At 53.6% G+C, this 15,748-nt stretch carries 8 protein-coding genes; all 8 read right to left on the reverse strand.

Annotated features, from left to right (window positions below; genetic code table 11):
* Positions 1-17 precede the first annotated feature (17 nt).
* Positions 18-1,160, reverse strand: coding sequence for a sialidase family protein (locus CRP01_RS32130; protein WP_233752804.1), 1,143 nt, complete (start codon positions 1,158-1,160; stop codon positions 18-20).
* A gap of 29 nt (positions 1,161-1,189) precedes the next feature.
* A complete protein-coding gene (locus CRP01_RS32135; protein ID WP_099154184.1) occupies positions 1,190-4,504 on the reverse strand; it encodes an MGH1-like glycoside hydrolase domain-containing protein in 3,315 nt (1,104 codons plus the stop codon).
* A gap of 2 nt (positions 4,505-4,506) precedes the next feature.
* Complete coding sequence (locus CRP01_RS32140; RefSeq protein ID WP_099154185.1) at positions 4,507-5,436, reverse strand: glycoside hydrolase family 43 protein; 930 nt, start codon at positions 5,434-5,436, stop codon at positions 4,507-4,509.
* A gap of 38 nt (positions 5,437-5,474) precedes the next feature.
* On the reverse strand, positions 5,475-6,902 hold the full coding sequence (locus tag CRP01_RS32145) for a glycoside hydrolase family 140 protein (protein ID WP_099154186.1): 1,428 nt from the start codon (positions 6,900-6,902) through the stop codon (positions 5,475-5,477).
* 14 nt (positions 6,903-6,916) lie between these two features.
* The gene (locus tag CRP01_RS32150) at positions 6,917-10,051 is read right to left on the reverse strand and encodes a DUF6298 domain-containing protein (RefSeq protein WP_099154187.1); all 3,135 of its coding nucleotides are present in this window, start codon (positions 10,049-10,051) and stop codon (positions 6,917-6,919) included.
* Positions 10,052-10,326: 275 nt separating this feature from the next.
* Positions 10,327-12,027, reverse strand: a complete 1,701-nt coding sequence (locus CRP01_RS32155) for a pectate lyase family protein (protein ID WP_099154188.1) — start codon at positions 12,025-12,027, stop codon at positions 10,327-10,329.
* 36 nt (positions 12,028-12,063) lie between these two features.
* A complete protein-coding gene (locus tag CRP01_RS32160; protein WP_099154189.1) occupies positions 12,064-13,866 on the reverse strand; it encodes a T9SS type A sorting domain-containing protein in 1,803 nt (600 codons plus the stop codon).
* 38 nt (positions 13,867-13,904) lie between these two features.
* A complete protein-coding gene (locus CRP01_RS32165; protein WP_170110623.1) occupies positions 13,905-15,743 on the reverse strand; it encodes a RagB/SusD family nutrient uptake outer membrane protein in 1,839 nt (612 codons plus the stop codon).
* Between the last annotated feature and the right edge of the window lie 5 nt (positions 15,744-15,748).

The raw sequence follows: 15,748 nt of genomic DNA on the forward strand, positions 1-15,748 counted from the left end.
TAGTGGAGTCGGATTTATTATTCGGGCCAGCGCTCATTCACGATGGGTGCCGTAAGCAGTTTATCCGGATCGATCACGACGTGTTTGATCCGTTCGCGCCGCCAGGTATACATTAGATGCACCATCCCGTCGGCGGTTTGGATCACCGCCGGATAGGAATACTGACTGATATCCGAATCTTCGATCACCAGCGCGGCTTCCCAGTGTTTGCCGTCCCTGGATACCGCAATGTTGAGCGGTGTCCGGTGTCCCTTTTTAGCCCCGATGGGCGTTTTAACGTGATTGTAAGCTACCAGCTGCCGGCCGTCGGCCAGGGTGACCGCATCCGTTCCGGAATTGTTGTTCGGAAGGCCCGATTCCCGCACAAGCGACCAGCTTTCGCCCTGATCATCCGACCAGGCGGTGGCCAGTACACTATTGCGACTTCGGCACAGGATCTGCAAGCGACCATCCTCGTGTTGCAGTACACTTGGCTGGATTATATTGTAGACACTGGTATTGTTAATCGGTCCTACCTTACGCCAGCTTTTCCCCTGATCCGAACTGATCTCGAAATGGACCCGCCAGCCGTCGCCTTCGGTGCTCGAGGCGGCGATCAGGTTACCGTTGGGCAGCAGGACCGGTTTGTTCTTTACCGGTCCGATAAAGCCATCAGGTAGCTTATCGGCCTCGCTCCATGTCATGCCGCCATCGGTGGATCGCTTTAACATTCCCCACCAGGTAGAAGGGCTCGGACCGACCTTATAAAAAAGCAGCAGATCACCGTCGGGTATCTGAAAGAGTACGGGATTCCAGGTGGGATAGCGCAGCGTATCGCTCTGCACGCCATTGGCCACTTCCGTGCTTTCCGTCCATTTACCATTGCGGTAATGCGCAACCCAGATGCCGACATCCGGATGACGTTCGTGGGTGCCGCCAAACCAGGCTCCCACCAAACCGTCGGGCGTTTCGGCGATCGTCGCGGCGTGGCAGGATGGATAAGGCGCCTGCTCGTAGACAAAAGCTTCCTGAACGATACCGGTTCGAAAATCCGGTAAAGGGTTACGGCTTGTTTCTGCCGGAGTTGCACAGTTATACAACTGACTCAACCCGATCATGCAGAAGAGCAGCAACGGCCAGTTTGCTCCGCTTTGGAAAGGCGTTTTATGAGTTGGTTTCATGTTGTTTTCGTTTTGCTGTAAAAGTTCGCCTATTGTAATTCGCACAGGATCGGCCCCAGTTCATCCGCATGGCCGATCTCCTGGCCATCCTGAAGGATCGTCAACCCCGCTCCGCGCTTATATTTTTGCCCGGTCTTATCCCAGATAATGGTCAGTTCTACTCCGTGATAGGGCACGCGGTCCAAACAGAACCAGTCCCACTGATCGGCCGGTAACATGGGATTAACTTCCACTGTGTTATCCGGCCGCGGACGCAATCCGGCCAAACCGGTAATGATCAGATCGTTGAAAGTGGAATGGTTGTAATACCGGCTACGCTCCTGGTCTCCCTTCAGCCAGTAGCCGGTGGTCTCATCGAGATACTCTCCGATGTAAGGGCGGCCCCGGTAATACTGTGATTCTACGTAGGTGTCCAAAAGTTCAAAATAGTCGGCTTTATCGACCACTTCCTGCTCGTAATTATTGAGCAGATTAGCCATTCCCGTCAGCACCTGCGAGGTGGAGAAGGGCCAGACCGCTCCGTCCCATTCGCAGTTGCAGCAACCGTGGCTCCGGAATTCGGGATGGCGTTGCTCAGCGGTTGTCAGTCCGAAAGGTGCCAGAAAACCTTCCGGATCCAGCACCTGGGCCCAGGCGCTGTCGTAGCCGGCATCAGGCAGGTTGAAATACCAGGGAATATAGCCGATCGCTTCGCGGACCTCGGCAAATCCACCCTTTTCCCGAATGGTCTCGAAAAAACCGCTCTCTTCGTTCCACAGGCTATCCTGCACCAGTGCCTTAATCGTCATCGCCTTTTCATCGTAAGTTTCGGCGAGATCCGGTTTGCGGGCCAGTCCGGCCATGGCCGAGATCGCCTTAGCGTTGGCGTACATATAGCTGTTGATCGTCGGCCGGCGATTCTTGACCCGGCGGCCGCCGGATATCTGTTCCTCCATGCCGTCCTTCACATCCTCCTGCCAGAATAATCCGCTGGGCAGTTGACGTTCCACTTCCCAGTTTTCGTAATCGCTCACCAGATCGGGTAGCAGATCAACAACAAAGCTCGTATCCAGGGATTGCAGGTAATATTTATACACGGCGTCGGCCGTCCAGCTACTGAATTTGTGGAGTTTACCCATCGGATCGCCCTCAAGACCCCGGTACCAAACGTGGAGATTACTCTTTAGGTAATCATTATCCAGTAGCCAGCGGGATTCGTAGGTATGATGGCCGATCGCACAGGCGATCAGGTTGAATTTATCGGCGTAGGATCGCTCGACGAGAAACTCCGTTATGGCATTGCCCACCGGGGTGCGTTTGATGTGTTTGCGGAAAGACCACCACCGGTAATAATACATTTCGCGGAAGTTGTCCTGCGGACAGTCGAAAAGGGGAATATTTTCCTGCATCCAGTCCCAGGATTGATCGTTGGGGATCGCCTGCACGATGTTTTCATCTTCCATCCGGTTGAAATAATCCACGTACTTTTTGTAATCCTTGATATCCAACACCGCTCTGGATTTCTGTACCGGAGCAGTCGTCAGGCTCTTTAGGAAAAATACAGCCTCTTCAACGTTTTTACCGGCCTGGTCCACATCATAATCCTGATCCGTAGGTGTATCGGCATTGGGAAAGCGCCGCGTTTCGCCGGTCCGGAACAGGAGCTGCTGGAGACTTTGTACGGGATTGAAGAACAGAAAATTGCGCACCTGCTCCCCATTGATGAACAGGCTGCAGAAACGATTTTTCACATCGGCCTCCAGTCGGACGGTAGACCACTCGTTCTTTTTATAAGTGCTGATATTCTTTACCCGGTAACCGTCCTTGTACTTCAGGTAGCCGTCCTCATCCCAGATGAGGCGCAAGGCCGGTGCGTTTTCCCGATCCTGCAATTCGACCTGCAACTGCCCGTGATCATTTTGTCCCGGCAGGATCTCAAATTCCACCGAAACGTGTTCGGAAGCGGGAAACAGGCGGCTGGCCGTTGCGTAGTCAAAGGCATCACCGTCGTGTAAAGCCAGGACCTGATCGCCCTGCCGGTCTTCCAGACGAACGGACGCCCGAACCGGACTGTAAATATTCCAGGCGGAGAAAGCGGCTTCTGCATCCGGGCCCGAAAAATTATCGTCTACCTGGGCGGTCGCTTCGGACCGGATCGGCACTTCAATCCTGGACACCCAGATATCTTCTTTATTCATGCTGTAGCTTACCCAAAGGTCTCCGTCCGGAGGGGTGCCATTCCCCTCCTGGATACCCCGAACATATTGCGGGCCGTATGACTTGTAGTTGCCGCCGTAGCGCATCGTCGTAATTTCACCGTTTACCAGCAGGAGATTTTGGTAATCCAATCCGTCATCACTAACCGATACGGCCAACGGCCAACGAAACTCGGAAGGGTTATAGACGGTAGCGTATTTGCCATCGGAAGTTTTTTGTCCCCAGATCTTGGCATTACCGTTAACGAAACCCGGAGCCCGTCCCGGCTGAGACCAGGTCTTTCCTTCATCCGTGCTGCGTGCCGTCAGGGCGTGTTTCCACAAACCGATTACCTCTCCATTATCCAGATGATAGAAACTCAACGCCTTGTACTGCTTTTTCTGCGGGATAAGCGGATCATCCCGGTCCGCTTCTTCCACCCATTGCTGCATCATCAGCGGATCGGCCAGCAATTCATCACAGGCGGCAACGAAATCCCGGTCCTTACTTTCTTTATAAAAAGGGAAATGGGTATTCTTGGCATTAAACCGGGCATTGTAACGGATAAAGTAGATCGGTCCGAACGAGCCGTCTTGCTTAATCTCGCGTACCACCCGTCCGATTCCTTTCCCGTCATTCGGGCTATCTTTCTCGTGCAGGGAAATACCGTAATACCCCAGGCAGAGTAATTTATCCCCGGAAGCCGGAACGTAAAACCCCATACGTTGGTGCATGACGGCCATCTGGTTTTTGGCTTTTACCTCCTCGGCACCTTCCTTGTACGTACCGTCCGGAATCCGGTACTCCGGAAAAACCGTTTCGGGAGCGGACCATTCGTAGCCATCGGGGGAAGTAACCAGCATAGAGCGTCCCGGAGCGATGTGTTCACCCACCGGATTATTGAGGTATTCGAGAAAAAACCGATCGTTCCAGTAAGCCAGCATCGGAGCGTGGTTGTAGGTCCAGCCAATTCCATCGGCAGTTTCCGGCTGTTCCCGGCTCGCCCGCATTACCTGGATGTTGTGCACTCCCATGGCGGGAGGCAGTTGTCCGTGGTGGTAATCTACATTCACTTTGGTATCACCCGTATAGTAGATCCCTTCCTGAGCCCACATACTCATGCAGGTCAGTAGGATCCAAAACAGGCAAACGATACTCCGCTTAATCATGCTTATTTTGCTTTTTTGTTTGCTTTAATCAAGTTTTTGAGCAGGCGTCGATCGGCTTTAAAAATAGTACCGTGCTTATGGCCTTCCGGCAATTTAACCTGATCGGAAACATCCTCGAAATGGATGAAATCCGTGGTCTTATGGAGACCGTAGCGCTTGAGCTCGTAGGCGTCATAGTAGATATACCAGGCATCATCCTTCCGGATCAGCGTCGGCCCCTCGGTAAACTGGCCGGTGAAGGGTTCAGAGATATTTTTGTAGGGTCCCAGGGGGGAAGGGCCAAAGGCTACCTTCAGGTTCCTTTCCGGCCGGGTATTGTCTTTGAGCACCAGTACATAATCCCCTATCCCCCGCTCTACAATGACCGCATCGATTACACTGAATTTCGGATCAATAAAGAGTTTTGTTTCGCTGAAGTTCTGGAAATCCCGGGTGGTGGTATAATACATCCGGTGGTTGTTGTCTTCCGCCTCGATCCCTCTTTCAAATTTGTAGGGAATGGTGGAGGCCCAGATGATAATATACTCCTTTTGGTATTGATCGTAAAAGAGCTCAGGCGCCCAGACATTGACCGTACTCGTGTCAAAATCCATCACCGGGATCAATTGCTGTGGTGACCAGTTGATGAAGTCCTTCGTACTGGCGTACCCAAATCCCAGATCGCCCCGCCAGGAAGAGGTCCACACCATGTGGAAGGTGCCGTCCGGACCGGATACTACCGATGGATCACGCATGACTTTCTGAGTGCCGACTTCCGGGGCCAGCCACGGTCCGCCCAGATCTTCCCAGTTGAGCCCGTCGAAACTATAGGCCAGGAACAGACCTTTATCCGCCGGTTCCCGAAAGGTACTGAACAGATAAACCTCCTTGGCGGACTGGCAGGAAGGCATTACCATCAGCAGGAAAGCGATATAAAGCAAAACGTTTTTCATGCGTTCTTTTGACTGATTTTGGTAGTCCGTATCTTTCTTTAATCTCCGGTTGCCTGTGCATCCAGCACCAGTACCCAGTCGTTTCCGTCCGCTACTCCTCCCGGTGGATCAAATGCTACAATGCCCTCACCCGGATAGGAATCGATCACTTCCGCCTGACCGTCACGCGGATTGAACCAGGACGCTTTGATCTCGCCTCTACCCAGTTTAGCCAGGTCGACTTCAAAAGTACGGCCGTTGTAGGTGTAAGCCAGAGCGTAGTGGTCGCCGCGGGTAGCAATGACGTAGTCGTATTTTTCACCGGCCTCGCCCGCAATGATGGATTGATCCGGAACCCGGTCCAGATAGGACCGGCTCAAGATCAATTCTTTCAGATACTTCATCTGGAGAGCCGCCGGTGCATCCAGCGCATCCCACCAGTTCATTTCCACGCCGAAATTAGGAGCTTTGGCTCCGGGGTGGTGCATTTGCATCACGGCATTATGCCCATAGGTAAACCCAAAACCACCGGCAAAAACCGCCCAGTAAGCATACCGCCGGATATCCGGGGCCAGCCAGCGCGGCTGGGAAAAATCGTGCAGCCCCTGGGGAATATTTTCGTATGACGGCTCTGCGTCCACGGTCGGTTTAACGGGCGTTAACTGATAATCATCCCGGATGTACTTCCAGTTATCCTGTCCATAGGCCAGCTCCGAGTCATCCTGATCGTAGCGACGGTGACCAGTCTGTACCATATTGAAATCCAGCCAGGTTGCGTCGTGAAACCAGGTAGAGGATTTAGAACGACCGAAAGGATGAAAAGTAATGAGGTGGTTGGGATCGTAACGGTCCAGGTTCTCCCCCATCACCTGCCAAACCGCCGTGGAATCCGTACCCTTAATATCCCCGCCGTTGAGCCAGATAATATTGGACCGATCCTTATACCGCTCTGCCAGCCATTTGGAATATACATCCGCCTGGGAGCGATTGACCCCGCCACTTTTTACATTGCTTCCCCAAACCGGTACGAGGGCCATATACAGTCCCTTTTCGGCCGCCAGATCAATGATGTAATCCACGTGATCCCAAAAATCGTAAGCTATAGAATCCGTAGGTTCATTGCCCGGGGTCAGTAAAGGCTGGCTGACATCCTGCCGGACCAGGGCCGAATCGCCGTAGGCATTCGCCAGGTCCAGTTCGTGGAGCACCATTACCTGGATCACGTTGAAGCCGTGCTCCGCGCGGTGGCTCAGGTAGCGGTCCGCTTCTTCCCGGTCCAGGGTAGAGAATAGTAACCACCCGGTATCCCCCAGCCAGAAGAATGGATCACCGTTTTCCTGTACCAGGAAGCGATGATTTTCCGAAACTTTCAGGGCGGGCAGCCCGTCCGATATTTCTGCTACCTGCTCTTCCGGTGCCGGTGTAGACTGACACGCCAGCAGCAACAAAGCTGCCCAAAGGGATAAGATGTATTTAAACCACTTCATGCGTTTGCATTAATTTATTTCCAGTTGTCTTTATGAAGGCAAAGTATCAAGTCCGCTTCCGAGTCATTTTTGAATGTGAAGGGTCCTTTTCGGCTAGTCCATTTTTCTCGTTTCACGGCTTTCCCACGTGGCGTAAAATGATCGACCTGGTAATTCCCAGCCGGCAAATTGCGACGCACACTGCTTCCCGCTACCAGATAAATGATCATTTCATCCCGATCGTTTTCCAGGAGGTAGCCGGTAGCCGGTCCCGATCCTTTCACCGGGTGCATGCTTGCCGCCAGCGCGTAGAAAGCTTCCGGCAGTTCTTCCGGTACCGGCGGCAGAGAGCCTCCGGCCATGAGGATGGCCCAGCCCCATCTCGGATCCCCGTTCTCGGAATAGATGACGGCCTTATCGGGATAACGAAGCCTATATTCGGACACCGAACGGTAAACGGACGCAAAGGACCGCTTGCCAGGGGATTCCAGCCGGGCATTTTGCCGGGGTGCCAGATGGATCCCCCCGAGTGGTGTGTAGAGTGAACTATCCGCGCGATAAGCCCAGTATTGAATACCGATCACATCGACCAGTTTGGCATATTTTGGATTAGCCAGAATTGCATCCTGGACATCTTTGGTCGTACTCAGGCAGATCAGGTTCCTGGAGTTATTCTCGGAGCGCCATTCGGCGATCACGTCCAGCCAGAATTCCACAAAGTGCAGCGGACCGGTAAATTCGGCGCTGATGCTTTGCAGTACATTACTCCGGTCCTTCAACTGATCCAGCCCGTGCCGGATGTAAGCCTTGTGCAAAGCGCGTCGAACGGGATGATCCACATCGTAAAACTGTCCGGCAAAAAAGATGCGTTTGTCTCCGGCGTAGGCCGGCGGTTCCGGAAAACCGGTATCGTTGATATTATTGGCCGGACGCCAGGGAGAATCGGCCCAGTGGGCACCGGCCTCCAGTATGTTGTGCTGGAAGTAATTTTGGTGCATCAAGATCCGCCCCTTCGGTTCGGCAATTCTGGCAAAATCCGCCAGTCTCGACCAGTACCAGCGATTGTAACGGGTCAGATCGTATTTACTCAGGCGGTCCCAGGCCTCCCCCTGCCCACTGCGGGCGAACGGTTGTTCGTAGAACGGGGCCCAGGAGTCACCGTCCATCCGGCGTACCCGCTCGTGATCATCCCGGCGACGATCGTACCAAAGTCCGTAATTGTGCTCGACGAGGGCGACCTTTTCCTGGACCATGTAGTCGACTACTGCGGAGAGTTCGTCCGTGTAGCCGAGTCCGGTCCGGCCGGGAACAAATCGCGTGATCGCCGGCTGGGACTTTTCGGTATTGAAAGGCCGATCGTCACCGCGCCACCAGGGCACGCCCATTTGGCGACCGGTTAGTATTTTATCCTGAAAAAGTAATAGCCCATTTCGCACGCTAACCGAAGCGGCTGCCGAAGTTTTGTTGCCTGATTCTGTCGGCAGTACCGGTTCCATAATCCTTGCTCCCGACAGATTAGCATCGAGTGATTCCGGAAGACCATGCCTTGCGATAAGATGGAGTAGGTCTGGGGCCGGCATAGCCACAAATTCGGTGGCTTCCGCCGCCTGCTCGTGACTGGGTTTGCTCGTCGATGCGCCCCGATAGCTCAGGAGTTGATCGTCAAAGGAGTTTAATTCTCTGCCGGTTCGTTCCGCCAACTGGGCAAAAAATAAACTCTGCGGTTGAATATGGCTGTTGGCTTCGTACCAATGTCCGTCCCCGGCAAAGCGGGCCCAGACGCCATAAGCCCAGTTATTGGCGGTTGGCGGATTGTAACATTCTATCTTAGCGGCAGCGCTTTGCCAGATCATACTATTGGCCGCATTCCAGCCGGCTCCCTGCCGGGTACGTTCCAGATTGGAGAATCGTATAGCCTGACCATCTATCAGTACGTTGTCCAGTAACAAGCCCGAGGCCCAGCTATCGATGGCTCCGCTGAAATCATAAGGCAGATAATTCGTACACTGGACAAAAGCATTGGGTCCTGGGGCACAAAATCCGGCGGCAAAATCATGCCGTCCGAGTGCAGCGTAGCAGCGCAAAAAAAGGGTACGCTGGCCCATGGTAAAAAAGGTATTTCTTCTTTCTCCGCCGATCTCGGATACCGGGTCGGTTGACACGCAATCCTGCACGCTTACCTGATCGGTCGTTTCGTACAGCGCCACCGCCGAACCCGCAAAGTGCCGGAAACTCACGTTTCGCACCCAGGCGTTACGGGCGTACTCAAAGGAGATCGCATTCCAGCAGTGGCCTTCATCTTTCGGATTTTCCGGATCGTAACTCGATTGCAGCGACAGGTTTTCAATACCGATCTGTTCAATTCTTCCCGGCCATTGTAGTTTAGCTACTGTGCCACCTCCGTAGGCGGTATCCAGCGCGGAGGTCAGCGGGGCATCCAGTTGCAGTTGGGAGCCCTCAACGGCAAGGACCGTTCGTTCCCAGAGCAAATCCCGTTCGCCGGGCCGCCACTTCAGCCAGCCCGTGCCACCGCCGTATTCGTTCATGCCCAGCAGATCGATCCACGTTTGAGTTGAAGGACGCCGGATCGTGACCTGATCTCCGGCCCGAAAAGCTTCCGGGTTTTCTACCTGTAATTCCCGGGCCCCGACGGGGACGTAAGCCTCCGTTACCGGAGTATTGGCCGACCATTCCCGATCGTCTTTTCCGAGTACCCGAATCAGGGTCTGCCGGTCGGTGCCACCGGCGACCAGGACCGTTTCCGCACCCCGGCCGCGAATTACGATCCCCGAATGCCGGATCGTCAACCGGCCGTTCAAACGGTAGCGACCTTCCTCCAGTAATATAGCTCCCCGGAATCCGTTTGCCTGTACCGGCAGGGTTGACAAGTGGTCAATGGCCCCTTGCAAGGTCGCAGTCGCATCTTCTTGCATCGGCTGTACGACCAATACCGCCGGGACGATCGGTAATTCCACTTCCGAGGATCGGTAGCCGCAGTAAGAGTAATCGGGGATCCGGTTTCCCAGGCTATCCGCCGTATACAGGAGTGCGCCATTCTGCGGCCGCAGCAAGGGCAGTGCTTCCGATTGCGCTTTGCCCGTGAAGGGGAGCAGCACGATCGAAACCAGCAGTAGGTTCCTCAATAAATGGCGGATGGTCCTGTTTTGCATGTACACTAAACCGTTTAGCTTTTCCAATATCTTTGGTGCGTCCTGTCGGTAGGGATTTAATGAATCTATAAAATCGTTTACCAGTTGTTTGTCGAAGTAGTCCCGCCCGTCCGGGTTATTGAACCGGCATCTTTCGTAGTCAGCGGTCGGGAATGAAATTTATTTTGAACAGCAAACGCGTAATTTTCAGGCTATTACCCAATAAAAAAAGTAGCTTTGCCAAATGGCAACATGACATTGCCATCTGGCGAAAGCCCGAAAATTATGTTGTCCCACTAGTTGGAACAACAACTTCTGCTTGCGGTTAAAGTGTCAAAATTATTCAGTGTATTGCTCCAATCGATCTTTTTCGTTGGGTCAATACCGTTGATGTATTTTTCAATATTGGTGTATCCGTCACCGTTGCAATCCTGCTGCGCGTCTTTCGGATCATTGGGGTCCAGCCCCAATTCGGCGTATTGCTTTTCGTATTCATCCGGCATGCCGTCCATATCCGAGTCCTGGTAAGGTTCTCCCTGGTATTCCGGATATCCGCCCACCTGACTTATTTCCGTGATAATGCCCAGCTTGTAGGAATCCGGCGGCAGCCGACGGTGTTTGAACTGTGGCTCACTCGGTTGGGCATCGGCAGCGTATTCAATCTCACCGGTACGCACCACGCGAACGATCCTTTCGTCCACTGGGTCTCTTTTCGGCAAAGTGGCACCGGCATTTTCCAGTACAAACTTGTAAGCAGACTTTGCATCGAGAATGGTCATTTCCGGCATGGGCAACGGCTGATCCCATTTGATCTGATCGCGGTATTCGCCGGCATTGGCCATATCTTCTACCTGTACGCCGCCGGCCCAGTTGTCATTAGTGACCCGCTTGTTATTCTCCACGACATTACCTTCCACGTAGGCCCGACCGAATACCAGGTGATCCAACCTGCTCCGGCCGGATTCCGGCTTGAGTATCCGGTGGCTGATGGGACGTTCCAGATTGGTTACGGGGCCCGGTTTGAAATAATTGTTGACGATATTGTACATGGCCCGGTAGTCGCCGCCGTCGATGGAACGGTGCATCCAGTTGAAGACCACATTGTTGACAAAGTTGAAAATGCCGTACCAGCCAATGGATGGGTTTCGACCGGTATTGTTGGCCCACAGGTTGCGCATGAAGGAGCAGTTCTCTCCGCCGAGAGTACTCCCGAAGGAATGATTCCAGGTATCCAGCGCTTCGGAGAAAATGGAATTCTGGATGGTGATATTAACGGTCGGTAATTTTTCGTCCGTTGGTTTTCCCGTTCCGTCATCGTACATGTGGCGGTACATGGACATATTTTCATCCAGGCCCCAACTGGCAGAAACGTGATCGATCATAATGTTGCCAATGGTATTGCCCCCGATGGCATCGTCTCTCCGTCCGACATTGGTCTCTCCTCTCCGGAAACGCATATGGCGGATCACCACGTCGTGCGTATCGATCCAGAAACTTTCACCGGCTACACAAACTCCGTCTCCGGGTGCCGTCTGTCCGGCAATGGTAATGTAGGGTGCCCGGATCATCAGGGGCGATTTGAGCCGGATAATACCCGCTACGTTGAAAACCACGATACGGGCTCCACCCGTCTCACAGGCTTCGCGCAGGGTACCGGGGCCGCTGTCGGCCAGACTGGTAACCGTAATCACTTTGCCGCCCCGTCCGCCGAAGGAGTACATGCCGCCGCCCTCAGCGCCCGGAAATGCGGGAATACTGGCCTGCGGCAGGTCATAAGGTCTTTTGGCCCAGGGAATATACGGCCGACCTTCAGCGGCCTCCTTTTCTATGATGGGCAAGGCCAGTTGCCACATGCTGTCCGAATGGGCGTAGGCGGCATCCATCATCTTATTGGTGGCCATTTTTACATCATCCGGCACCTGGGGATATTGGGCATAAGTAGTTTCTGCGATTGAAAAGGAAAAGAGCAGTAAGGCTGCTATTCGTATATAGTACATATCGGACGTTTTAATTTTAGTATGATAAATGATTGCTTAATCCTTCGCGATCAGGACCTTCTGCGAAACGATCTTCCGGTTTATCGTAAGGGCTCTGAGTACGTACATACCGGCGGGTAGACCTTCGACATTCACGGAGTGAATACCGGCCTCGTTCCGCACCGACTGCATAAGCTGACCGGACAGATTGAACACATCAACCCGCTGGAGCCGCTCTGCACACTCAATAGTCAACTGACCAGCGGTGGGATTCGGATAGACCTTGAAGGGAAGTTCCGGGTCCAGTTCGTAAGTAGCTACCGTATGATCGGTATTGTTGAGATAATTTTCCAGGTTGCTGTAGCCATTTGCGGTGATCGTACGGCCGTCGTTGTAATCCATCGGATCCAGACCGCGCGCGATCTCCCATTCATCGGGGATACCATCGTGATCCGTATCGATCGGCGCTTCAACAGAAGTTTCGTATACGTCCCAGGCCGTCTGCTGGTCCCGCAGGGAATCGGGTACCAGATTCCACTGGGTGTCGATCAGTCCGGATGCCGTGCCTTTTACCGGAGTTTGCGTTCCGTCTTCCGTTTCGTATACATAACGTTCGATGGGTAACTGCCCATCCACCTCTGCGATCACTCTTGCGTCAATCGTATCCCGCCGGGGCAAATTGGCGCCGACACCGGCCAGTACGGAGGTATAAGCTTCTTCGGCAGACTCGGTATAATCGGCATACTGTTCCAGAGCACCGTCCGTTTTGACAAAAACCGTTTCGGAACGAATATTATCCACCCCACCGACGGAGGAAGCATCCACTCCCTGCCAGTTATTTTCGGTCATTTCGGGGTAACCCACCATGACGTTTCCGGAAAAATACCAGTCGGCGTATCCGTCGACCTCTACTCCCGAACGATTGTAGGATGGGTGCGCAAAGATTATCGTTTCATTGGTAGCCGGACCGGGTTTGAAATAGTTGTTTACGACATTGACGTAACTGAATCCCTGCCCGTCAGTCCCTTCAAATTCACCGCCGTAAAAAGCGCCCCGGCTGCCCCAATTGTAGTTGACGTTATTGCGATAATCCACCAGCGATTCCACATCGTTCCGGTTGGAACCGTTTATCCGTGGCATTCTGGAGTTGTGATGGGCCAGCAGGTTATGGTGATAACTGGCGTATTCGCCGCCCCACTGGGTGGCGTAGCCCCGATTGCCCTTTTTGTGGATCGATTGATAGAGGGATTCGCTGATGATGCACCATTGCACCGTCGTATTCTCGTTACTGGAAAAATGCGTGGTTTCTTCAATGGCCCAGCTCATCGAACAATGGTCGATGATGAAGTTGCCGCCGTTCTCGATCCGGAAGGCAGAGGTTTCCTCGCCCAGTTCATCGCCCGGCCGGAAACGGATGTGCCGGACGATCAGATTGCGGCTGCCGGAAAAATTAGTCGTGGCACCACGAATGCAAATGCCGTCGCCGGGAGCAGTCTGTCCGGCGATGGTCATATTATCCCGGTCTACCCGCAATTCGCCTTTCAGGTTGATGACCCCGCCGACGCGAAACACGATCGTGATCGGTAATTTCACCAAATAACTTCCAAGTATGGGATCCTGGCGTTCCACGATAGCCTGGTCAAAGGCCCAGCGGAGGCTACCTGCGGGCGGATTGTCGAGATCATCTTCCAGGGTGGTGACCTCTATGACCTCATTGGTCAGTCCGTCCCCCCGGCCACCGGAAGCAAACCGGCCGTATCCCTCCGCTCCGGGAAAAGCCACCACCTGCGCAAAAGCGCCCCAGGTCAGAGACATCCCGCACAGGAACAGGATCAGTTTTTTGCTGATTGAATCATTCATTATTACTTGTTTTTTGAGGTCGTTTTTCGTTCTGGTCTTTACTGGGCCAGGGGATCAAAAGAGCCGTTTACCCAGCCGTTGGTCTGCTCTACCAATGGAGCGCTTTGTAAAAAGGAAGATGGAACCGCAAAGAAATCGTAGAGGTCCAGGTAGTTCAAACTCTGGGTCGTCCCCCCGATAAGGCTTTCCAGTACCCGGGTTTCCGTATTGAAATAACTGTTGTAGGATTCGGCATCTTCGATATCGACGTGATTGAACAACACTACCGTATCGATCCGTCTCCATCCCCGGTAGGGTGAATCCGCATCCAGGATGCGTTCATCCCAAGGAGAGGCCGGCTCAATGAGCAGACCGTGTCGCTGGGTTCCATTCAGTTTTTTGACATAGCGGCCGAGGTCATTCCGGAACATCAGTCTTCTCCGCAGGTCCCAGTATCGCTTGTTCTCAAAAGCGAATTCCACCTGCCGCTCGATCATGATCAGTTCCCGGAGGTCCTCTTTGCTCACCGAGGCAGCGATGCCGAAATTACCGTCACCGGCGTCGATGCCGGCCCGCTGGCGGATGCGACCGACCAGCTCCAGCGCTTCGCTGCGGTTATCCAGTTCATTGGCGCATTCGGCCAGATTCAGCAACACCTCGGCGTAACGGATCTCGTGCCAGTCCGTTCCCGTCATCGATATATTTTCCTGCGGAATTTCCGGGTTGGTGGCTTTGCGGTTGTAAAAACCGGTAGCCGGCGAGCGGTTATTCTCGTGGATATTCCGGATATAGGTCCACTGGTGGGTCATTTCCCGACCGTTCATTTCCCATTCACTGCCATTGAAAGCAACGGTCGCATAAAAACGGGGATCGCGATCCCGCCAGTAGTAGGTCGGATCGTAACCCGATTCGGGATCTTCGATATGTTTGCCGTTTTGCATGGGGAACGCCTGCACCAGTTCCCAGGTGGGCGTGGACGACCCGCTTCCACCGCCGGACGGCGGACGCACCCGGCCTTCCCAACCACTGGTATAATCAGCGCCGGCTCCCGGATCGAAACGGCGGTAAAGCACCGCTTCCGTATTATTCAGAACATCAACCGTGAAAATGGTGCTAAAATCGGGATGCAAAGCCCGGGGTACGGACATCTGTCCCAGGAGGTCTACCGCCTGGGTATTGGCATCATAGGCCCGCTGCCATCGGCTGAGGTCATTGCCCCGGTTGAAAAGTGGACTAGCCCAGTTGAGCAGCACCCGGCCTTTGAAAGCCGCCGCCGCACCACTTGTAATGCGGCCCCGGTCGCGGTCCAGCGACCATTCAACCGGCAGGTAATCGATCGCCAGATCCAGATCGGCGACGATAAGATCAACCGATTCTCCCGTTCGGCTTCTGGCCACATTCAGGTCCGCTTCCAGGAAGGGGTCTTGCACGCGGTTGACCATCGGAATGCCACCGTGCAGCTTCACCATTTCCCAGTATCTCCAGGCCCGGAAAAACAAAGCCTGGCCCAGGATCGGTCTTTTCACCTCTTCGTCCAGCGAGGAGCGCTCCAGTCCTTCGATGCAGATATTGATCTGGCGAATGAGCCGGTAATTATCCCGGTGTAATGCCTGTACCGCATCGATATCACTGGCACCGAAAAAACCGTACAGCAGATCCGTTATGGCTTGCGAAGAAGAAAAAGTCTCGTCGGAATAAGCATCGTTGGCCCCCAGGGACATGGGAGGCATATTATCTTCGTATAAGTTGTTCAGATAAAGGATAGCCTGACCTTCATCTTCCCAGATCCGGTCATCCACTACGTTCAGATCGTATTTGTCCAGTACTTTACTGCAACCCGTCAACAGGATAAACAATAAACTGAAGGGAACTATCCACTGATTTTTTCTTGCTTTCATGTTCA

Source organism: Flavilitoribacter nigricans DSM 23189 = NBRC 102662, from assembly GCF_002646595.1.
In the GTDB taxonomy this organism is placed as follows: Bacteria; Bacteroidota; Bacteroidia; order Chitinophagales; family Saprospiraceae; genus Flavilitoribacter; species Flavilitoribacter nigricans.

Excerpts from the sequence above, each read along its gene's own strand:
- CRP01_RS32155 (WP_099154188.1), bottom strand. The coding sequence starts at position 12,027 with ATGTACTATATACGAATAGCAGCCTTACTGCTCTTTTCCTTTTCAATC.
- CRP01_RS32150 (WP_099154187.1), bottom strand. The coding sequence starts at position 10,051 with ATGCAAAACAGGACCATCCGCCATTTATTGAGGAACCTACTGCTGGTT.
- CRP01_RS32160 (WP_099154189.1), bottom strand. The coding sequence starts at position 13,866 with ATGAATGATTCAATCAGCAAAAAACTGATCCTGTTCCTGTGCGGGATG.
- CRP01_RS32140 (WP_099154185.1), bottom strand. The coding sequence starts at position 5,436 with ATGAAAAACGTTTTGCTTTATATCGCTTTCCTGCTGATGGTAATGCCT.
- CRP01_RS32130 (WP_233752804.1), bottom strand. The coding sequence starts at position 1,160 with ATGAAACCAACTCATAAAACGCCTTTCCAAAGCGGAGCAAACTGGCCG.
- CRP01_RS32135 (WP_099154184.1), bottom strand. The coding sequence starts at position 4,504 with ATGATTAAGCGGAGTATCGTTTGCCTGTTTTGGATCCTACTGACCTGC.
- CRP01_RS32145 (WP_099154186.1), bottom strand. The coding sequence starts at position 6,902 with ATGAAGTGGTTTAAATACATCTTATCCCTTTGGGCAGCTTTGTTGCTG.
- CRP01_RS32165 (WP_170110623.1), bottom strand. The coding sequence starts at position 15,743 with ATGAAAGCAAGAAAAAATCAGTGGATAGTTCCCTTCAGTTTATTGTTT.